This is a genomic window from Rhodococcus parequi (assembly GCF_046042785.1).
Taxonomy (GTDB): domain Bacteria; phylum Actinomycetota; class Actinomycetes; order Mycobacteriales; family Mycobacteriaceae; genus Prescottella; species Prescottella parequi.
This window is the reverse complement of sequence record NZ_JBDLNV010000010.1, coordinates 83,697-102,318: the sequence shown is the minus strand read 5'-3', so window position 1 is coordinate 102,318 and position 18,622 is coordinate 83,697. Positions and strand designations below refer to the sequence as shown.

Here is an 18,622-nt window from a genome sequence, read left to right as displayed (position 1 = left end):
CCTACCGGCGCGGGGACTTGCGAAATCCGGTGGCCACGGCAACGGTTGACGGCATGGATTCCCGGTCGTCGGACGCACCACTGCCTCACCCGTTGCGGGCGCACCTCGACGACTACGACGAGTACCTGCGCCTCGAGCGGGGTCGCTCGGAACACACCGTCCGCGCCTACCGTGCCGACGTGGCGAGCCTGCTCGGATTCCTCTCGCGGGATCGGCCCGACGTCGTACTGGCGGACCTGGACCTGCGGGTACTGCGCGCCTGGCTCGCGGAACAGGCCACGGCGGGAACCGCGCGGACGACGCTCGCGCGGCGGACGTCGTCGGCGAAGGGTTTCACGGCGTGGGCCGAGCGCACCGGCCGGATGCCGGTCGACCCGGGGATCCGCCTCGTCGCCCCGAAGGCGCACCGCACGCTGCCTCCGGTACTGCGGCAGGAGCAGGCGGCGGAAGCGATGGTGGCGGCGGAATCCGGTGCTGCCCAAGAGGATCCCGTGGCGGTGCGGGATCGCCTGATCGTCGAACTGCTGTACTCGACCGGTATCCGAGTCGGGGAGCTGTGCGGGCTCGACCTCGGCGACATCGATCACGACCGGCGCGTGCTGCGGGTTCTCGGCAAGGGCGACAAGGAGCGGGTCGTCCCGTTCGGGCGGCCGGCGGAGGAGGCGATCGGGGCGTGGCTGCGGATCGGGCGACCGGAACTGGAGAACGAGCGTTCGTGTGAGGCACTGCTGCTCGGCCGCCGCGGGGGGCGGCTCGACCAGCGGCAGGCGCGGGAAGTGGTGCACGACGTCGTGCAGGCGGTCCCCGGCGCCCCGGATCTCGCCCCGCACGGACTGCGGCACTCGGCGGCCACCCACCTCCTGGAGGGCGGTGCGGACCTGCGCGTCGTGCAGGAGTTGCTGGGACACTCGAGCCTCGCGACCACCCAGCTCTACACCCACGTCTCCGTGGCGCGGCTGCGCTCGGTGCACGACCAGGCTCACCCGCGGGCGTGATCGGTATCGCCGGTCGGTAGCAGTCGCATGCGCACCGCGCGGACCAGCGGAAGCGGGTCGAGATAGTCACGGTCGCGGCGCAGCCCCCAGTGCAGGCATGCCGCCGCGGCGCACTCGGGATGGCCGGGCGCGACGGTGCCCAGGACGGTGCCGCGTTCGACGCGGCGGCCCGCCGTCACCGTGGCCTCGACCGGCTCGTAGGTGGTGCGCAGGCCGCCGGGGTGGTCGACCGAGACGACGGGTTTGCCGGCGACGATGCCCGCGAACACGACGGTTCCCGGTCCCGCCGCGAGGACGCGCTGTCCCGGCGCTGCGGCGAGGTCGACGCCGCGATGCCCGGGCAGCCAGTTGCGTTCGGGCAGGTCGAACGGTCGCGTGACCTGAGGGCGCGGGTGCAGGGGCCAGTCGAACCGTGGACGGTCCGGCTTCGGCCCGGACACCGCGGCCGCGTCCTGGGTGTGCCTCGGTGCGGCGGCGGCCGGGTGCGTCGCTATCGGCGACACCGTCGCGATCGGGGACACCGTGAGGAACAGCGCGACGCACAGCAGCACCCGCAGGGTCGTCGTCGAGATCATGGGATCGAGCCAAGCCGACGCGACCGCGGTTCGGGCCGGCGCGGAGAGAATTGTGGATGAAGGAAATGCTCATCCACAGATTTCGAGTGTGTGCGTCTCCGAGTGCGTGCGCAGACGGTCGATGCCGGTGGAACGGTCCCGGACCGGCCGGTTAGGACGGTGGCGGCGCACGCCGTACACTTGTCGGGCGGTCTGTGCACGCACAGTCCGACTTCGCGCGTCCGCGCACAAAACCGGCTGTCGGCTGGTCCTGCATTCGTGCGGGTCCGACACCGGGCGGGCGCCAGGGCAGAGGCCACCCCGGCCACTGCGACAACCGGCATACGAAAGAAGAGGTACACAGCCATGGCTGTTGTGACCATGAGGCAGCTGCTCGACAGCGGCGCACACTTCGGGCACCAGACCCGCCGTTGGAACCCGAAGATGAAGCGGTTCATCTTCACCGACCGCAACGGCATCTACATCATCGACCTGCAGCAGACGCTGACGTACATCGACAAGGCGTACGAGTTCGTCAAGGAGACCGTCGCTCACGGCGGCACCATCCTGTTCGTCGGTACCAAGAAGCAGGCGCAGGAGTCCATCGCCGGCGAGGCAACTCGCGTCGGGATGCCCTACGTCAACCAGCGTTGGCTCGGCGGCATGCTCACCAACTTCTCGACCGTCCACAAGCGCCTGCAGCGCCTGAAGGAGCTCGAGTCGATGGAGCAGACCGGTGGCTTCGAGGGTCGCACCAAGAAGGAAATCCTCATGCTCACGCGTGAGATGACCAAGCTCGACCGCACCCTCGGCGGCATCCGCGACATGGCCAAGGTTCCGTCGGCCATCTGGGTCGTCGACACCAACAAGGAGCACATCGCCGTCGGCGAGGCGCGCAAGCTGAACATCCCGGTCATCGCGATCCTGGACACCAACTGCGACCCCGACGTCGTCGACTACCCGATCCCGGGCAACGACGATGCGATCCGTAGCGCCGCGCTGCTGACCAAGGTCGTCGCTTCCGCCGTCGCCGAGGGCCTGCAGGCTCGCGCCGGTGCCAGCGCCGACAAGGACGCCAAGCCGGAGGCCGGCACGGGCGAGCCGCTCGCCGAGTGGGAGCAGGAGCTCCTCTCGCAGGCTGCCCCCGCCGCCGAGGCAGAGGCCCCCGCCGAGGCTCCTGCCGAGGCTCCCGCAGCGGACGCTCAGCAGTCCTAGTCGATTCGGCCCCGACCTTGCGGTCGGGGCCGTTTCGCTCACCTGCTTCGCCAGGTTCCCGCGCGATCCGCGGAGCCTGGCATCCGAAACTCATCCGAGGAGGATCGCCCCATGGCGAACTACACCGCCGCCGACGTCAAGCGGCTCCGTGAGCTCACCGGCTCCGGCATGATGGACTGCAAGAACGCGCTCACCGAGACCGACGGCGACTTCGACAAGGCTGTCGAGCTGCTGCGTATCAAGGGTGCCAAGGACGTGGGCAAGCGCGCAGAGCGCACCACGGCCGAGGGCCTGGTCGCGGCCCGCGACGGCGTGATGATCGAGATCAACGCCGAGACCGACTTCGTCGCGAAGAACGCGGAGTTCCAGGAGCTGGCCGACAAGGTCGTTGCCGCTGCTGCCGCCGCCAAGCCGGCCGACCTCGAGGCCCTCAAGGCCGTCGACGTCGACGGCAAGACCGTCGAGACCCTGGTCCAGGAGCTGTCCGCCAAGATCGGCGAAAAGCTCGAGCTGCGTCGTTACGTCGCGTTCGACGGCCCGGTCGCCACCTACCTGCACAAGCGTGCGTCGGACCTGCCCCCGGGCGTCGGCGTGCTCGTCGAGTACACCGGTGAGGGCGAGGCTGCTGCCGAGGCCGCTCGCGGTGCCGCGATGCAGGTTGCTGCGCTCAAGGCCAAGTACGTCACCCGCGACGAGGTCCCCGCGGACATCGTCGAGGGCGAGCGTCGTATCGCCGAGCAGACGGCCAAGGAGGAGGGCAAGCCCGAGGCTGCGCTCCCGAAGATCGTCGAGGGTCGCGTCAACGGTTACTACAAGGACGTCGTCCTGACCGAGCAGTCCTCGGTCACCGACTCCAAGAAGACCGTCAAGGCTCTCCTGGACGAGGCCGGCGCCACGATCACCCGCTTCGCGCGGTTCGAGGTCGGCGCCAGCTAGTCGCGCTCTCACACATCGGCCCCGCCGGCCGGTTGGAAGCGTTCGTGTGTTCGGAGATTTCCGAACACACGTTCCGCCCCTTCCGATCCGCGCGGGGCCGATCTGTGCGGTGGGTGGGTCGACTGGGTCGCCCACCGGTGAATGAGGCAGGATGATAGGGCCTGTTCCGGCGGCTTCGCCGGACGGTCCCGGGTGCTCGGTGTGCGCGGAGCAGCGCCTTCGTCCGCCGATGAACCGAAGTACTTTTAGAACCGAACGATCTGCAGGAACCGAGGGAGAATTATGACCGCAGCGGCCGACGAACGTCCAGGATTCCGACGAGTGCTTCTCAAGCTCGGCGGTGAAATGTTCGGCGGTGGTGAGGTCGGACTCGATCCCGACGTGGTGACGACCGTCGCGGAACAGATCGCCGAGGTCGTCCGTTCGGGCGTGCAGGTGGCCGTCGTCATCGGCGGTGGCAACTTCTTCCGTGGAGCCGAACTGCAGCAGCGCGGCCTCGATCGCGCGCGCTCGGACTACATGGGCATGCTCGGCACGGTCATGAACTGCCTTGCGCTGCAGGATTTCCTGGAGAAGCAGGGGATCGACACCCGAGTGCAGACTGCCATCACGATGGGGCAGGTGGCGGAGCCGTACCTGCCGCTCCGTGCACGCCGCCACCTCGAGAAGGGCCGTGTGGTCATCTTCGGTGCCGGTATGGGCATGCCGTACTTCTCGACCGACACCACAGCGGCGCAGCGCGCCCTCGAGATCGGCGCCGAGGTGGTCCTCATGGCGAAGGCCGTCGACGGCGTCTACACCGCCGATCCGCGGATCGATCCGAGTGCGACCATGTACACCGAGGTCACGCATCGTGAGGTCATCGAGAAGGGCCTCAAGGTCGCGGATGCGACCGCGTTCAGCCTGTGCATGGACAATCAGATGCCGATGATGGTCTTCAACCTGTTGACACGCGGCAATATCGCGCGCGCCGTGTCCGGTGAGAAGATCGGAACACTGGTCAAGTCATGACCGCCGGCAATGTGATCATGGATCGCACTGCACGCGACCGCGATGGATACGAGACGGAGGAACAGCCGTGATTGATGAAGCTCTCTTCGAGGCCGAGGAGAAGATGGAGAAGGCCATCACGGTTGCGAAGGACGACCTCGGTTCCATCCGCACCGGTCGCGCCAACCCGGGCATGTTCAACCGCATCGTCGTCGAGTACTACGGATCGATGACGCCCATCACGCAGCTCGCGAGCATCAATGTGCCCGAGGCGCGGATGGTCATCATCAAGCCGTACGAGGCCGCCCAGCTCGGCCCGATCGAGAACGCGATCCGCAACTCGGATCTGGGTGTCAATCCCAGCAACGACGGCAGCATCATCCGGATCTCGGTCCCGCAGCTCACCGAGGAGCGTCGTCGCGAGTTCGTGAAGCAGGCGAAGGGCAAGGGCGAGGACGCCAAGGTGTCGATCCGCAACGTCCGTCGCAAGACGATGGACGAGCTCTCGCGTATCCAGAAGGACGGCGAGGCCGGCGAGGACGAGGTCGGCCGCGCCGAGAAGGAACTCGACAAGACCACGTCGCGCTACGTCAGCCAGATCGACGAGCTGGTGAAGCACAAGGAAGCCGAATTGATGGAGGTCTAGCGGTGGGGAAAGCTGACGGCGCCTCCGTAGCGTCGCCGGGTTCAGCCGCTGCACCCTCCAAGGCCGGGCGTAACCTGCCCGCCGCGATCGCCGTCGGTGGAGGCCTCGGCGCAGCGTTGATCTTGATCCTGATCTACGCCCCGCTCGTGTGGATCGGGGTCGTGGCAGTCGCGATGGCCGTCGCGACCTGGGAGGTCGCCAAGCGCCTGCGCGAGGCCGACATCAATGTGCCGCTCATTCCGCTGTTGCTCGGCGGCCAGGCCGTCATCTGGCTGAGCTGGCCGTACGGCACGACGGGTGTGTTGGGGGCGTTCGGCGGCACGGTGCTGGTGACGATGGTGTGGCGCCTGTTCGACCACGGACTGGCGGCCACTCCGCGCAACTTCCTGCGGGACACCGCGGTCGCAGTGTTCGTCGCCGCCTGGATCCCGTTGCTGGCGTCGTTCGCGACGCTGATGGTGTTGCAGGACAACGGCGCGGCGAGGGTGTTCTGCCTCATGATCGTCGTGGTGTGCTCCGACGTCGGCGGGTATGCCGCCGGGGTGTTCTTCGGGAAGCATCCGATGGTGCCGGCGATCAGCCCCAAGAAGTCCTGGGAGGGCTTCGCCGGCTCGCTCGTGGGATGTGTCATCGGTGGCGTTCTGGCCGTGACGTTCATCCTCGATGCGAACCCGTTGATCGGTGTGCTCCTGGGCGCGGCCCTCGTGTTCACCGCGACGCTGGGTGATCTCATCGAGTCCCAGGTCAAGCGTGAACTGGGCATCAAGGACATGGGCACGCTGCTGCCCGGGCACGGCGGAATCATGGATCGCCTCGATTCGCTGCTGCCGTCGGCCTTCATCACCTGGCTCGTCCTCACCGTTCTGGTGTGAGCCGCTTGCGTGGGGGCCGTGGACGGGCTCGGGGACCGATCCCGAGCCCGAACATCTGGCATTGGCCCGCGATCTACGAGATCGAGAACCGCGCCCAGGACGCCGACGGCGTCGTCTTCTCGGCCCTCGCGGAACTGGCCGACTGGGGCGGACTCGACGTCGTGGACGTCGGCTGCGGCGCCGGGTTCCATCTGCCTGTCTTCGCCGAGCGTGCGCGGTCGGTCGTCGGGGTCGAACCGCATCCACCGCTCGTGGCCACGGCCTCTGCCCGGGTGGAGGGGCTCGCGTCGATTTCCGTGATGCAGGGTTCTGCGGAGGCGCTGCCGCTCCCGGATGCCTCGGTCGACGTGGTGCACGCGCGCACCGCGTACTTCTTCGGGCCGGGCTGCGGGCCGGGCATTCTCGAGGCGATGCGGGTGCTGCGTCCCGGGGGCGTCCTGGCGATCGTCGACCTCGACGCCACCGTCCCGCCGTACGGCGACTGGATGCGTTCCGACCTTCCGCACTACGACCCGGACGCGGTCGAGGGATTCTTTGCGGCACAGGGGTTCGCGATGCGACGTGTCCGGACGCGCTGGGAGTTCCCGGACCGTGACGCGATGCGGGCGGTGTTCGGGATCGAGTTCACCGAGCGCACGGCGGCACGCGCGTCGGCGGAGACCGCGGGGCTCGGTCTCGAGGTCGGCTACCGAATCCACACCCGGACCGCGCCGACCGGCCTGATCCTCTGACCGGGTAACCGTTACCCGATGTATTGACAACATCTGCTGTCATCGTGTGAGGTGAGCCACATGCTCACACCGCGAGGGGTTCGACGGACGGCAATGATCCTGGGCGCGTGCCTCGCGGCAGCCGTGCCCGGCGGTGTGGCCGGGGCAGCACCGAGGGACTTCTACGAGGTTCCGGCCGCAGATCTGGTGGGGGCACCGGGCACGGTTGTCGAGGCTGCTCCGTACGCCCCGCTGCTGTCGGTCTCGAACCAGCAGGGCCCGTGGCCGTCGGGCGCGAACCGAATCATGTACCGCACCAAGGATGCTCACGGTGACGCGACGGCGGCGTCCGCCACGTACTTCGATGCGAGCCTGCCCTGGACCGGCGCCGGTGCTCGTCCGCTGGTGGTCCTGGCGCCGGGAACGCAGGGACAGGGCGATCAGTGCGCGCCGTCCAAGCTCTTCGCGGACCTCGTCCATTACACCTACCCGCTTGATTTCGCGGTCGAGTACGAGGTGCTGCAGGTGCACGCGTTGCTGTCCCGCGGCATCGATGTCGTCGTCACCGATTATCAGGGGTTGGGGACCGCCGGTATGCACAGCTACGTCGACCGGCGCGCGCAGGGTCACGCCGTGCTCGACGCCGCGCGGGCCGTGAAGGCGCTGCCCGACAGTCGAGTCGGCGACGACAACCCGATCGGGTTCTGGGGCTATTCGCAGGGGGGAGGCGCGGCGGCGTCGGCTGCCGAGATGCAGCCGTCGTACGCGCCGGAGCTGAATGTCCGCGGCACGTATGCCGGGGGCCCGCCCGCGGATCTGCGCGCGGTCGCGGCGGCTCTCGACGGCGGACTCGCGGCGGGACTGCTGGGGTACGCGGTCAACAGCATCTATGCCGGTTACCCGGAGGCCCGCGCCGAGATCGACGAGGCCCTCAACCCCGCGGGCCGGCAGGCGCTCGACGAGATCGCGACCCAGTGTGTGCCGGAGACCATCGCGCGATACGGGCTGCACCGCACCGCGGAGTGGACCAAGGATGGGCGCTCGCTCGCCGAACTCATCGATGCGCTGCCGGCGGTCCGCGCGGTCGTCGACGAACAGCGCATCGGACGATCCACACCGGGTAGCCCGGTGCTGATCGTGCAGGGCCGCAACGACGACCTCATTCCTCACGCGCAGGCCACGCAGTTGGCCGCCGACTGGTGCGGTCGCGGAGCAACGGTGGACTTCCGCACCGAGGAGATCCCGCCGATCGCCCCGGGGTTCGTGATCGGCCACGGTCTGCCGATGGCGTCGGGCCTGCCGTCCGCGCTGGACTGGATGACGGACCGATTCAACGCGGTACCGGCGTCGTCGGCCTGCTCGGCCGTGACGGTCAGGTGAGGCCGAATTCCCCCGCCAGGTGGGTGAGCTTCTTGGCCTTGGCGAGGCGGGGCAGGTCGCTGCCGTCGCGCACATGCTCACCGTCCGTGCCGAGTTCGGCGATCACGTCCCGAGCCCAGGCGATGTCGTGGGCACTCGGACTCAATGCGCGATTGACGACCGGCGCCTGATCCGGATGCAGGCACAGCTTGCCGGTGAGCCCGAGCGAGACCGTCGCCTCGCAGTCGCGTTGCAGGATCGTGTCGTTCGCCGAGACCGTGGGCCCGTCGATCGGACCACCGGGCAGGCGTGCCGCGCGGCTCGCGATCACGAGCCGCGAGCGTGGATATGTCATCGCGAGCACATCGTCGCTCATCCCCGTGTCGCGCCGGAAGTCCCCGCTGCCGAACGCCAGCCGGAACGTGCCCTCGGCGCGAGCGATCTCCGGTGCGGCCTCGAGTCCCGTCGCGGATTCGATCAGCGTGATGATCCGGGTGTTCACCGGCAACCGGTCCCGCGTGGCCTCCACCTGGCCGCCGCTCTCGGTCTTCGCGAGCATCACGCCGGACAGTCCCGGCAGGCCGGCGAGCGCGTCGAGGTCCTCGGCCCAGTGCGATGTCGTCGCGTCGTTGATCCGAACCCACGCCTCGAGGTCGCCGCCCAGCCATCGGGCGACCGCCCGCCGTGCATCCGGCTTGTCGGCGGGGGCGACCGCATCCTCGAGGTCGAGGATCATTGCGTCGACGGCCCCGGGTCGGGGGAACGCGTCCGCTCGGGTCGCCGCGACGAGCAGCCACGACCGGGCGAGGTCGGCGCGGATGGTCGTGTGCGCAGGCCGGTGTGCGTGAGTCGTCACGGGGGCAGCTCCTCGTCCGGAAGGCGTAGTCGCGTTGTGCTCCCATCGTGCCCCGGGTGGGGGAGTGCGGCTACCGGGGCGTGGTGTCGTCGGACGCGGAGCCCGCGCGTTTGGCGACGCGTCGGATCTGGATGATCCGGACCCCACCGGCGAGCGCCATGATGAGCGCGCCCGCGATCGCCGCCAGCAGCAGGCTGATGCCGGCGGGCAGGCTGAACTCCCACGCGAACAGCTCGAAAGTCACCGAGTCGAGGTTCTGCAGGATGAAGATCAGCAGCAGGATCGCGACCACGATGCCCACGACCAGCCCGGTCCACGTGGTGGCGGCCCGGGTACGGCCCAGCTTGTGACGGTCGTGCGAAGTCAATCCGCCGACCTCTTCGTGGCGCCCGGGCGCGGGGCCACCCGGGAGCGGTTCCATCGGTGCCGCCGGGACGTTCTCGGGTTCCTCACGTCGATTCTCGGCCATGTGTCGATCATCACCCACTATGTGGTGTTTCGCACGCGCATCGGACACCCCGCCTCGACAGTGGGAGAATGGCAGACACTATGACTGTCTCCCTTCCCCTCGTCTTCAACGCGCCGCGTCGCGGAATGCCGCCGCGCCATCTCGCCGACCTCGACGCCGACGAGCGCAAGGAGGCCGTCAAGGAACTTGGTTTGCCCGGTTTCCGTGCGGATCAGCTGGCCCGGCAGTACTACGGCCGCCTCGAAGCAGATCCGGACAAGATGACCGATCTACCGGCGGGTATGCGCGAGCAGGTGGGCGCCGCGCTCTTCCCGCAGCTCCTGACCGCGGTCAAGCATGTCGCGTGCGACGCCGGCCAGACCCGCAAGACGCTGTGGAAGGCCAACGACGGCACGCTCCTCGAGAGCGTGCTCATGCGCTACCCGGATCGCGCCACACTGTGCATCTCCAGCCAGGCCGGCTGCGGCATGGCGTGCCCGTTCTGCGCCACCGGCCAGGGTGGACTGCAGCGCAACCTGTCCACCGCCGAGATCGTCGACCAGGTGCGCGCGGCCGCCGCGGCACTGCGCGACGGGGAGGTCGAGGGCGGTCCGGGACGCCTGTCGAACATCGTGTTCATGGGTATGGGTGAGCCGCTCGCGAACTACAAGCGTGTCGTCGCGGCAGTGCGGCGCATCACGTCGCCGGCCCCGAACGGTCTGGGCATCTCGCAGCGCGCGGTGACGGTCTCGACCGTCGGCCTGGCCCCGGCGATCCGCAAGCTGGCCGACGAGGACATGTCGGTCCGCCTCGCCGTCTCGCTGCACACGCCCGACGACGAACTGCGCGACACGCTCGTCCCGGTCAACAACCGCTGGTCCGTTGCCGAGGTCCTGGATGCGGCCCGCTACTACGCCGACAAGTCCGGCCGACGCGTGTCGATCGAGTACGCGCTCATCCGGGACGTCAACGACCAGCCGTGGCGCGCCGACATGCTCGGCAAGAAGCTGCACAAGGCCCTCGGTCCGTTGGTGCACGTCAACCTGATCCCGCTCAACCCCACGCCGGGCAGCGAATGGGACGCCAGCCCCAAGCCGGTGGAGCGTGAGTTCGTCCGTCGCGTGCAGGCCCAGGGCGTCTCCTGCACCGTCCGCGACACCCGCGGTCAGGAGATTGCCGCGGCATGCGGACAGTTGGCGGCGGAGAACTGACCTGACGAACGTCGAAGGCCCCGCACTCCTCGGAGTGCGGGGCCTTCGGCGTTGTCCGGGCGGTATCGACTACCGCGGCTTGCGACGCATGATGATGTCGCGAACCAGGACGAAGACGATGGCACCGGCGAAGCCGATGAGGAACAGGTCCTCGACCTTGCCGTGGTGGTTGCCGATCATCATCAGCAGCAGGAACACGGCGAAGAACCAGCCGGCGAAACGGAACAGTCGCGGAGCCTCGCCACTCCAGCCCCATGCGGCCGAGGGAACCTCGGCGGTGTCGACGTGCGCGGCGACGACGGGGTCGTTGGAAGTGGGGTCCAACTGGGTACCGACCACGGCTCGATCCTCCTGATCTTACGAATGCGCTATCACCGCATATCGTGGCATACGACCGTGCGTCGTACGAACCTGGGTCCCGGCGGTGTCGTGAACGCGCACGTCGGTACGAAGCCACTCCTGTGTGATTCTCTCAGCTTCGGTCAGGAACAATGGATCCGTGGCTGACACCCAACCGACTCGCGTACTGCTGCTCGGCAGCACCGGTTCCATCGGCACCCAGGCCCTCGAGGTCATCGCCGCCAACCCCGACAAGTTCGAGGTGGTGGGACTCGCGGCCGGTGGTGGCAACATCGATCTACTCGCCCGCCAGATCGCCGACACGCGGGTGACGCGTGTGGCGGTGGCGGACCCCGCTTCGGCGGCCCGATTGGACATGGCCGGCGTGCTCTCGGGTCCGGATGCGGTCACCGAACTGGTTCGGACGACCGAGGCGGACGTCGTCCTCAACGCGCTCGTCGGGTCGCTCGGACTCGAGCCGACGCTTGCGGCGTTGGAGTCGGGTGCGCGTCTGGCTCTCGCCAACAAGGAGTCGCTCGTCGCCGGTGGCCCGCTGGTGACGGCCGCGGCGGCGCCCGGCCAGATCGTGCCGGTGGACTCCGAGCACTCCGCGCTCGCGCAGTGCCTGCGCGGTGGCCGCGCCGACGAGGTGGACCGGTTGGTCCTCACCGCCTCGGGCGGCCCGTTCCGGGGCTGGACCGCGGCTGCTCTCGAGGCGGTCACCACTGAGCAGGCCGGCGCCCATCCCACGTGGTCGATGGGTCCGATGAACACGCTCAACTCCGCGTCGCTCGTGAACAAGGGCCTCGAGCTGATCGAGACGCACCTGCTGTTCGGGATCGACTACGACCGGATCGACGTCACCGTGCATCCGCAATCGATCGTGCACTCGATGGTGACGTTCACGGACGGGTCGACGCTCGCGCAGGCCAGCCCGCCGGACATGAAGCTGCCGATCGCGCTCGCGCTCGGCTGGCCGGACCGGGTCCCGGGCGCAGCGGCCGCGTGTGACTTCTCGACCGCCTCGACGTGGACGTTCGAGCCGGTGGACTCCGCCGTGTTCCCCGCGATCGATCTGGCCCGGCAGGCCGGCAAGGCAGGTGGCTGCATGACCGCGGTCTACAACGCCGCCAACGAGATCGCGGCGGAGGCATTCCTGAGCGGCTCACTACGTTTTCCGGAGATCGTGCGTACCGTCGAGCGGGTCCTCGCGGGAGGCGGCGAGTGGGCCGCGCCGCCCGCTACCGTGGACGACGTACTGGCCGCCGACGGGTGGGCCCGGGCTCGCGCGCGCGAGCTCGTGAAACAGGAGGGCTAGAACCGCATGGTCTTCGCTATCGGAGTAGTGCTCTTCGCCCTCGGTATCGGCGCCTCCATCGCGCTGCACGAGGCCGGGCACATGTGGACCGCCAAGGCCCTCGGTATGAAGGTCCGGCGTTACTACATCGGCTTCGGCCCCAAGATCTTCTCGTTCCGCCGCGGCGAGACCGAGTACGGCCTCAAGGCGATCCCGGCGGGCGGCTTCTGCGACATCGCCGGGATGACCGCGGTCGACGAACTCGCACCCGACGAGGTCGACCGCGCGATGTACAAGCAGAAGGCGTGGAAGCGGATCGTCGTGATGTCGGGCGGCATCGCGATGAACTTCCTGCTCGGCTTCGTGTTGATCATGGTGCTGGCGGTGGGCTGGGGGCTTCCCAGTTCCGACGACCGCGCGGTGGTCGGCAACACCGTCTGCGTGGCACCGTCGCAGGCCGGCAAGGACGGCAACTACGAACTGGCCGACTGCGCGGGTGACGGTCCCGCCGCACTGGCGGGGATCCGGGCCGGTGACGTGATCACGGCAGTGAACGGCGAGTCCACCCCGACGTTCACCGACCTGGTCCGCAAGACCCAGCCGCTCAGCGGCACCGCGGACTTCACCGTCGAGCGTGACGGGCAGACCCTCACGATCGCGGTCCCGATCCAGCAGGTCCAGCGTTACGTCAACGATCCCGCGTCGACCACGGAGAACCCCAAGCCGCCGACCTCCCGCGAGGTGGGCGCGATCGGCATCCAGGCGGCGCCCGGCATCGTGCAGTACTCCCTGCTGGGAGCCGTGCCGGCGTCGGCCGAGTACACCGGTCACCTGTTCACCCAGACGGTGCACGCGCTCACCCAGCTGCCGTCCAAGGTCGCCGACCTCTGGACCGCCGTCACCGGTGGTGAGCGCGACATCGACACCCCGATCAGCGTCGTCGGCGCGTCCGTCATCGGCGGCCAGGTCGCCGAGCAGGGCCTGTGGGAGGTTTTCGTCGGGCTGCTCGCGAGCCTGAACTTCTTCCTGGGTGTGTTCAACCTGCTGCCGCTGCTGCCGCTCGACGGCGGGCACATCGCCGTGACGGTCTACGAGAAGATCCGTAACTCGATCCGGAAGATGCGCGGGCTGGCGGCCGGTGGCCCGGTCGACTACATGAAGCTCATGCCGATCACCTACGTCGTGGTCGTGATCGGCGGCGCGTACATGTTGTTGACGCTCACGGCCGACATCGTCAACCCGATCCAGCTGTTCCCGTGACCCGGCGTTCGGATATGTCCGAACGATAGACTTGCCCCGTACCAACGAAAGAAGGCGAAACGTGACCAGCCCCGTCGGTTTGGGCATGCCCGATGTACCCGCGGTCCTCGCACCGCGACGCAAGACCCGTCAGCTGATGGTCGGCAATGTGGGGGTCGGCAGCGACTACCCGGTCTCGGTGCAGTCGATGTGCACCACCAAGACCCACGACATCAACGCGACCCTGCAGCAGATCGCCGAGCTCACGGCGTCGGGTTGCGACATGGTCCGTGTCGCGTGCCCGCGTCAGGAGGACGCCGACGCGCTCGCGGCGATCGCGAAGAAGAGCCAGATCCCGGTGATCGCGGACATTCACTTCCAGCCCCGCTACATCTTCGCGGCCATCGACGCCGGTTGTGCGGCCGTCCGTGTCAACCCGGGCAACATCAAGGAGTTCGACGGACGCGTCAAGGAGGTCGCGAAGGCGGCCGGTGACGCGGGCATCCCGATCCGGATCGGCGTCAACGCCGGTTCGCTCGATCCGCGGCTGATGCAGAAGTACGGCAAGGCCACCCCGGAGGCGCTCGTCGAGTCGGCGCTGTGGGAGGCGGGCCTGTTCGAGGAGCACGGCTTCGGCGACATCAAGATCTCGGTCAAGCACAACGACCCGGTGATCATGGTCGAGGCCTACCGCCAGCTCGCCGCGCAGTGCGACTACCCGCTGCACCTCGGGGTGACCGAGGCCGGCCCGGCGTTCCAGGGCACGATCAAGTCGGCGGTCGCGTTCGGTGCGCTGCTGTCCGAGGGCATCGGTGACACCATCCGGGTCTCGCTGTCCGCGCCGCCGGCGGAGGAGATCAAGGTCGGCGCGCAGATCCTGCAGTCGCTGAACCTGCGCCCGCGCAAGCTCGAGATCGTCTCGTGCCCGTCGTGTGGCCGCGCTCAGGTCGACGTCTACACGCTCGCGAACGAGGTGACCGCCGGGCTCGAGGGGATGGAGGTGCCGCTGCGCGTCGCCGTCATGGGTTGCGTCGTCAACGGTCCCGGCGAGGCACGTGAGGCCGATCTGGGTGTCGCGTCCGGCAACGGCAAGGGTCAGATCTTCGTCAAGGGCAAGGTCATCAAGACCGTTCCCGAGGCGCAGATCGTGGAGACGCTGATCGAGGAAGCGATGCGGATCGCGGAAGAGATGGAAGGCGGGGAGACCGGCGGCGCGCCGGTGGTCACCGTCGGCTGAAATCCTTCCACCCCGGCGCGTGTTCATGGCAATGTGGGTTCCAGATACGGCACTGACAGTTCGACGCTGACAGATCTCATGCCGAGCGGTCCCACTGCACAAGGGGGTGCGTCAGTGCTCAAGCTTCTCGGAGCGAGGCAGTTGGGTGGTCGAGACACCGCCCAGGTGTTGCGTGTCCTCGAAGCCGATCCGGTGGCGGCCTGCATGGTCGCGGCGCGGGTCCAGCAGTCCGGGCTCGACGCGCGGGCGCTCCAGGGCGAGATGTGGAGCCGGGGCGGTCCGGCCGAGTCGCTGTGTTTCGCGGGAGCCAATCTGGTGCCGTTGCTCGGCGACACCGACGACCTCAGGGCGTTCGCGGACCGGGCCACCCGGTTCCCCCGCATGTGCTCGTCGATCGTCGGGCGGGCGTCGCTGGCACTGCCGCTGTGGGAGATGCTGGAATCGGAGTGGGGTCCGGGCCGTGAGATCCGTTCGGATCAGCCTCTGCTCGCGCTCCACGGAGACCCGGGGGTGCGACCGGATCCACGGGTGCGGCAGGTGCGGATGGACGAGATCGACTCGTACCTGCCGGCTGCGATCGCGATGTTCATCGAGGAGGTGGGCATCGACCCTCGGGCCAACGACGGCGGCCGCAACTATCGCCGCCGTGTCGCGAACCTGATCGCGTCCGGACGGGCGTGGGCGCGGTTCGAGAACGGTGAGGTCGTGTACAAGGCGGAGGTGGGATCGATGTCCGCCTCCGTGGGCCAGATCCAGGGTGTGTGGGTCACTCCGGCTCGCCGCGGCGAGGGCATCGGCGCTTCGGGTACCGCAGCCGTGGCGGCCGCGGTGACCGCACTCGGGCGGGTGCCCAGCCTCTACGTCAACAGCTACAACGAGCGCGCCCGCCGCACGTACGCGACGGTCGGATTCACCCAGGTCGCGACATTCGCGACGATCCTGCTCGACTGATCCCGGTCAGGCCGCGCCGGCCCAGTCCAGATAAGCGCGGGCCAGCGGATCGGCGGCGAGGACCGCGATGAGGGCGGCCGCAATCATGTACGGCCCGAACGGAATCGTGGTTCCGATCCGGCCGCGCCGAGTCACCAGGATGACCGTGCCGACGAGCGCGGCCACCAGGAAGGCGAGAAACGCCCCGACGAGCAACGTGCCGTAGGACAGGTAGGCGAGGACGGCGCCGATGACACCCGCGAGCTTGACGTCGCCGAACCCCATACCGGCGGGATAGATCAGGGCGAGCAGGAAGTAGAAGCCGAACAGCACGACGGCACCGATCGCCGCGCGCAGCAGCGCCGGCCAGTCGCTCTGGATTGCGGAAGCCACTGTCAGGCAGGCGAATACGATCGGATACGACGGTACGACCAGGAAGTTCGGCAGGCGCTTGCAGTCGATGTCGATGACCGTGAGCGCGACGCCGACCGCAGTGAACCAGAGATATGCCGGGGCGGCGGGCATGATGTCGAGTGCGGTGAGACGGAGCGTGACCGCGACGAACAACAGGGCCGTGGAGACCTCGACGAGCACCCGGCGGGCGCTGGTGTGGTGTCGCCTTGTGATGGTGTCGATCACGGCGATCCGCGTCGATGTCGCGGCGGGCGCGGGGGAGAGGTCCGACGGGGTTGTGTCGGAGGGGGTCTCGTGCGGATCGGCCTGCGCGGTCTCGCGACGTACCCGGTCGATCGCCCTGTTCGCGAGCGCGCCGGCGCCGATGCCCAGTGCTGCGGCCGCGGCCCCCGTGGCGACGATCATCTTTGGTCACCTATGACTGTCAGTTTGTGCTCTCTTTCGATGATCTTGCTTGTGATCGTGGGGCTGGCGATCGGATCGATCGGCCTGCCGACCGAAAAACTATCGTTGGGGCGCAGTCGATCTCGCTGAAGACTTGTTGAATCGTAGACCAGTTCGGAGTGTTTCACTAGCCCCGATGATCGTGATGAAACCGTGATCTTGAAGGGTGTCCAGTTCACATTTCAGGCCCTACAGTTGCCGATCAGATTACCTGTAAAGGTGATCTGCTTCACATGGCTCGAACTCCAAACAGAGATCCTCTCCCCTACCAAATCAGGAGCTCTCATGAACCTCTTCTTCGCGAACCTGTACCTCATGGGCTTAGACGCCAAGAATCGTCTGACCCGTGAAGACCGCGGTGCCACCGCGGTGGAGTACGGGTTGATGGTGGCCGGCATCGCGATGGTGATCATTGTTGCCGTCTTCGCATTCGGCGACAAGATTACCGACCTCTTCGATGGCTTCAGCTTCGACGATCCCGGTGGTGAGTAAACCAGGACTCGATCGATCTGAACGATCTCGGCGGTCCCAGTCCTGGGGCCGCCGAGATCGTCGGACTTGTAAGGGGTGATCATGAAGCGCCTCACTTCCGATTCCGGTGTTGCCGCAGTTGAATTCGCTCTTGTCGTCCCGATCTTGCTCACGCTTGTCCTGGGCATCGTCGAGTTCGGGCGGGGGTACAACGTCCAGAATGCGGTGAGTGCTGCTGCCCGCGAGGGAGCGCGCACGATGGCGATCAAGAAGGATGCGACAGCCGCGCGTGCTGCCGTGAAGGGCGCGGGCGTGTTCAGTCCGGCGATCACCGATGCGGAGATCTGCATCAGTACGTCTAACGCGCAGGGTTGTTCGGCCACGTCTTGTCCCAGTGGGAGCACCGTCACGCTCACGATCAGCTATCCACTCGAGTATATGACGGGGCTCTTCCCCGGTAAGCCGACGCTGACCGGCACGGGAGTCATGCGATGCGGAGGTTGACGGCGCGACTGTCCCGTGACGAGCGCGGGGTGGTCGCAGTGCTCGTCGCGATCCTCATGGTCGTACTCCTGGGCTGTGCTGCCATCTCGATCGACATCGGTGCAAACTATGTCGTCAAGCGTCAGCTGCAGAACGGGGCCGACGCGGCCGCGCTTGCTGTTGCTCAGGAATCAGGCTGTAAGGCAACGTCTTCGACGACTACGGTGACGAGCTTGGTCCAAGCGAACGTCAACAGTTCGTCGGCCGCCAGCGCAGCCCTGATCGATGGCGTGAAGCGAAAGGTCACCGTCACTGCATCGGCGGTGGGAGATGACGGGCTGACCGGTCGGCGGAACGTCTTCGCTCCCGTCCTCGGATTCGACCGGAGCGAGATCTCGGCGTCTGCGACGGCGAGCTGCGTGTTTCCCCTGGGTGGGACAGCTGAACTGCCACTCACGTTTCACAAGTGCCATTTCGATGAATCGCGAAGTCTGGACGTGAAGATTCTCGTTGCCTACAACGTCACGGCTCCACGCTGCAACGGAACCTCGGGAAATGCGGCACCCGGCAACTTCGGTTGGTTGCAGGGCTCCAACGGTCGCTGCCCGGCAAAGATCGACCCGGCGGTGTACGCGACCCCGGGAGACACCGGCAACAACATTCCAGGTCCGTGCAAGGACACGATCAAGCAGTTTCAGAATGCTGTTGTCCGGGTACCGATTTACGACATCGCAGGTGGAACCGGAAGTGGCGGCTGGTTTCACGTCGTCGGTCTGGCAGCGTTCAAGATTCAGGGTTACCGGCTGAGCGGGAATCCGGAGTTCAACTGGAACAACGATGTTCATGGTTCGCTGAGCTGCACCGGCAGCTGTCGGGGCATCATCGGCACCTTTGTGAAGATAGTCAGTCTCGATGCGGATCTGACGCCGGGAGGGATCGATTTCGGCGTGAGTACGATCAGCTTGCTCGATTAGGA

General features: G+C 67.6%; 21 protein-coding genes. 16 read left to right on the top strand and 5 right to left on the bottom strand.

Annotation, left to right across the window (positions count from 1 at the left end; translation table 11 throughout):
- The first annotated feature begins 53 nt into the window (after window positions 1–53).
- Window positions 54–995: a tyrosine recombinase XerC gene (locus tag ABEU20_RS23910; protein WP_420166875.1), complete on the top strand. Its 942-nt coding sequence runs from the start codon at window positions 54–56 to the stop codon at window positions 993–995.
- Here the strand turns inward: ABEU20_RS23910 and ABEU20_RS23905 are convergent.
- Window positions 980–1,570 (bottom strand): M23 family metallopeptidase, encoded by a 591-nt coding sequence (locus ABEU20_RS23905; RefSeq protein ID WP_420166874.1) that lies wholly within the window; start codon window positions 1,568–1,570, stop codon window positions 980–982. The genes ABEU20_RS23910 and ABEU20_RS23905 overlap by 16 nt on opposite strands.
- 345 nt (window positions 1,571–1,915) lie before the next feature.
- Between ABEU20_RS23905 and rpsB the strand changes: the two genes are divergently transcribed.
- The 7 genes from rpsB (at window position 1,916) to ABEU20_RS23870 (ending at window position 8,298) form a co-directional block, all read left to right on the top strand.
- Window positions 1,916–2,764 (top strand): 30S ribosomal protein S2, encoded by an 849-nt coding sequence (gene rpsB, locus ABEU20_RS23900; protein WP_420166873.1) that lies wholly within the window; start codon window positions 1,916–1,918, stop codon window positions 2,762–2,764.
- Window positions 2,765–2,875: 111 nt separating this feature from the next.
- Entirely contained in the window at window positions 2,876–3,700 is an 825-nt protein-coding gene (gene tsf, locus ABEU20_RS23895) for a translation elongation factor Ts (RefSeq protein WP_420166872.1), read from the top strand.
- Between the two features lie 282 nt (window positions 3,701–3,982).
- Entirely contained in the window at window positions 3,983–4,711 is a 729-nt protein-coding gene (gene pyrH / locus ABEU20_RS23890) for a UMP kinase (protein ID WP_420166871.1), read from the top strand.
- 67 nt (window positions 4,712–4,778) lie between these two features.
- The gene (gene frr / locus ABEU20_RS23885; protein ID WP_420166870.1) at window positions 4,779–5,336 is read left to right on the top strand and encodes a ribosome recycling factor; all 558 of its coding nucleotides are present in this window, start codon (window positions 4,779–4,781) and stop codon (window positions 5,334–5,336) included.
- A gap of 2 nt (window positions 5,337–5,338) precedes the next feature.
- On the top strand, window positions 5,339–6,208 hold the full coding sequence (locus ABEU20_RS23880; RefSeq protein WP_420166869.1) for a phosphatidate cytidylyltransferase: 870 nt from the start codon (window positions 5,339–5,341) through the stop codon (window positions 6,206–6,208).
- Window positions 6,205–6,939, top strand: coding sequence for a class I SAM-dependent methyltransferase (locus ABEU20_RS23875; protein ID WP_420166868.1), 735 nt, complete (start codon window positions 6,205–6,207; stop codon window positions 6,937–6,939). The genes ABEU20_RS23880 and ABEU20_RS23875 overlap by 4 nt, the downstream gene beginning before the upstream one ends.
- A 60-nt stretch (window positions 6,940–6,999) precedes the next feature.
- Window positions 7,000–8,298 (top strand): lipase family protein, encoded by a 1,299-nt coding sequence (locus tag ABEU20_RS23870; RefSeq protein ID WP_420166867.1) that lies wholly within the window; start codon window positions 7,000–7,002, stop codon window positions 8,296–8,298.
- Here the strand turns inward: ABEU20_RS23870 and ABEU20_RS23865 are convergent.
- Both ABEU20_RS23865 and ABEU20_RS23860 read right to left on the bottom strand, forming a co-directional pair.
- Window positions 8,291–9,133 carry an HpcH/HpaI aldolase/citrate lyase family protein gene (locus ABEU20_RS23865; RefSeq protein ID WP_420166866.1) on the bottom strand — a complete coding sequence of 281 codons (843 nt, stop codon included), beginning with the start codon at window positions 9,131–9,133 and terminating at the stop codon, window positions 8,291–8,293. The two genes, ABEU20_RS23870 and ABEU20_RS23865, sit on opposite strands and share 8 nt — an antisense overlap.
- A gap of 70 nt (window positions 9,134–9,203) precedes the next feature.
- Window positions 9,204–9,602 carry a LapA family protein gene (locus ABEU20_RS23860; protein ID WP_420166865.1) on the bottom strand — a complete coding sequence of 133 codons (399 nt, stop codon included), beginning with the start codon at window positions 9,600–9,602 and terminating at the stop codon, window positions 9,204–9,206.
- An 80-nt stretch (window positions 9,603–9,682) separates the two neighbouring features.
- Here ABEU20_RS23860 and rlmN point away from each other — a divergent pair, with 80 nt between their 5' ends.
- Complete coding sequence (rlmN, locus tag ABEU20_RS23855) at window positions 9,683–10,792, top strand: 23S rRNA (adenine(2503)-C(2))-methyltransferase RlmN (protein WP_420166924.1); 1,110 nt, start codon at window positions 9,683–9,685, stop codon at window positions 10,790–10,792.
- A 69-nt stretch (window positions 10,793–10,861) separates the two neighbouring features.
- Here the strand turns inward: rlmN and ABEU20_RS23850 are convergent, their stop codons facing one another.
- Window positions 10,862–11,131: a DUF2631 domain-containing protein gene (locus ABEU20_RS23850; protein WP_420166864.1), complete on the bottom strand. Its 270-nt coding sequence runs from the start codon at window positions 11,129–11,131 to the stop codon at window positions 10,862–10,864.
- Window positions 11,132–11,291: 160 nt separating this feature from the next.
- Here ABEU20_RS23850 and dxr point away from each other — a divergent pair, with 160 nt between their 5' ends.
- From dxr to ABEU20_RS23830, 4 genes are all read left to right on the top strand, one after another.
- Window positions 11,292–12,449, top strand: a complete 1,158-nt coding sequence (gene dxr, locus ABEU20_RS23845; RefSeq protein ID WP_420166863.1) for a 1-deoxy-D-xylulose-5-phosphate reductoisomerase — start codon at window positions 11,292–11,294, stop codon at window positions 12,447–12,449.
- A 6-nt stretch (window positions 12,450–12,455) separates the two neighbouring features.
- Complete coding sequence (locus ABEU20_RS23840) at window positions 12,456–13,688, top strand: M50 family metallopeptidase (protein ID WP_420166862.1); 1,233 nt, start codon at window positions 12,456–12,458, stop codon at window positions 13,686–13,688.
- A gap of 61 nt (window positions 13,689–13,749) precedes the next feature.
- Complete coding sequence (ispG, locus tag ABEU20_RS23835) at window positions 13,750–14,904, top strand: flavodoxin-dependent (E)-4-hydroxy-3-methylbut-2-enyl-diphosphate synthase (RefSeq protein ID WP_420166861.1); 1,155 nt, start codon at window positions 13,750–13,752, stop codon at window positions 14,902–14,904.
- Window positions 14,905–15,018: 114 nt separating this feature from the next.
- The gene (locus tag ABEU20_RS23830; RefSeq protein ID WP_420166860.1) at window positions 15,019–15,855 is read left to right on the top strand and encodes a GNAT family N-acetyltransferase; all 837 of its coding nucleotides are present in this window, start codon (window positions 15,019–15,021) and stop codon (window positions 15,853–15,855) included.
- Window positions 15,856–15,861: 6 nt separating this feature from the next.
- Here ABEU20_RS23830 and ABEU20_RS23825 read toward each other — a convergent pair whose 3' ends face one another.
- Window positions 15,862–16,653 (bottom strand): prepilin peptidase, encoded by a 792-nt coding sequence (locus ABEU20_RS23825; RefSeq protein WP_420166859.1) that lies wholly within the window; start codon window positions 16,651–16,653, stop codon window positions 15,862–15,864.
- 324 nt (window positions 16,654–16,977) lie between these two features.
- Here ABEU20_RS23825 and ABEU20_RS23820 point away from each other — a divergent pair, with 324 nt between their 5' ends.
- The 3 genes from ABEU20_RS23820 to ABEU20_RS23810 all read left to right on the top strand — a co-directional run bounded on the left by ABEU20_RS23820 (window position 16,978) and on the right by ABEU20_RS23810 (window position 18,620).
- Window positions 16,978–17,184: a Flp family type IVb pilin gene (locus ABEU20_RS23820; protein WP_420166858.1), complete on the top strand. Its 207-nt coding sequence runs from the start codon at window positions 16,978–16,980 to the stop codon at window positions 17,182–17,184.
- An 81-nt stretch (window positions 17,185–17,265) separates the two neighbouring features.
- Window positions 17,266–17,667: a TadE/TadG family type IV pilus assembly protein gene (locus tag ABEU20_RS23815; protein ID WP_420166857.1), complete on the top strand. Its 402-nt coding sequence runs from the start codon at window positions 17,266–17,268 to the stop codon at window positions 17,665–17,667.
- A 38-nt stretch (window positions 17,668–17,705) separates the two neighbouring features.
- Window positions 17,706–18,620, top strand: a complete 915-nt coding sequence (locus tag ABEU20_RS23810; protein WP_420166856.1) for a pilus assembly protein TadG-related protein — start codon at window positions 17,706–17,708, stop codon at window positions 18,618–18,620.
- The last annotated feature ends 2 nt before the right edge of the window (window positions 18,621–18,622 follow it).

Coding starts and splice junctions, on each gene's coding strand:
- pyrH (WP_420166871.1), top strand. CDS start 3,983: ATGACCGCAGCGGCCGACGAACGTCCAGGATTCCGACGAGTGCTTCTC.
- ABEU20_RS23840 (WP_420166862.1), top strand. CDS start 12,456: ATGGTCTTCGCTATCGGAGTAGTGCTCTTCGCCCTCGGTATCGGCGCC.
- rpsB (WP_420166873.1), top strand. CDS start 1,916: ATGGCTGTTGTGACCATGAGGCAGCTGCTCGACAGCGGCGCACACTTC.
- ABEU20_RS23905 (WP_420166874.1), bottom strand. CDS start 1,570: ATGATCTCGACGACGACCCTGCGGGTGCTGCTGTGCGTCGCGCTGTTC.
- ABEU20_RS23860 (WP_420166865.1), bottom strand. CDS start 9,602: ATGGCCGAGAATCGACGTGAGGAACCCGAGAACGTCCCGGCGGCACCG.
- rlmN (WP_420166924.1), top strand. CDS start 9,683: ATGACTGTCTCCCTTCCCCTCGTCTTCAACGCGCCGCGTCGCGGAATG.
- tsf (WP_420166872.1), top strand. CDS start 2,876: ATGGCGAACTACACCGCCGCCGACGTCAAGCGGCTCCGTGAGCTCACC.
- ABEU20_RS23820 (WP_420166858.1), top strand. CDS start 16,978: ATGAACCTCTTCTTCGCGAACCTGTACCTCATGGGCTTAGACGCCAAG.
- ABEU20_RS23870 (WP_420166867.1), top strand. CDS start 7,000: ATGCTCACACCGCGAGGGGTTCGACGGACGGCAATGATCCTGGGCGCG.
- ABEU20_RS23815 (WP_420166857.1), top strand. CDS start 17,266: ATGAAGCGCCTCACTTCCGATTCCGGTGTTGCCGCAGTTGAATTCGCT.
- ABEU20_RS23825 (WP_420166859.1), bottom strand. CDS start 16,653: ATGATCGTCGCCACGGGGGCCGCGGCCGCAGCACTGGGCATCGGCGCC.
- ABEU20_RS23910 (WP_420166875.1), top strand. CDS start 54: ATGGATTCCCGGTCGTCGGACGCACCACTGCCTCACCCGTTGCGGGCG.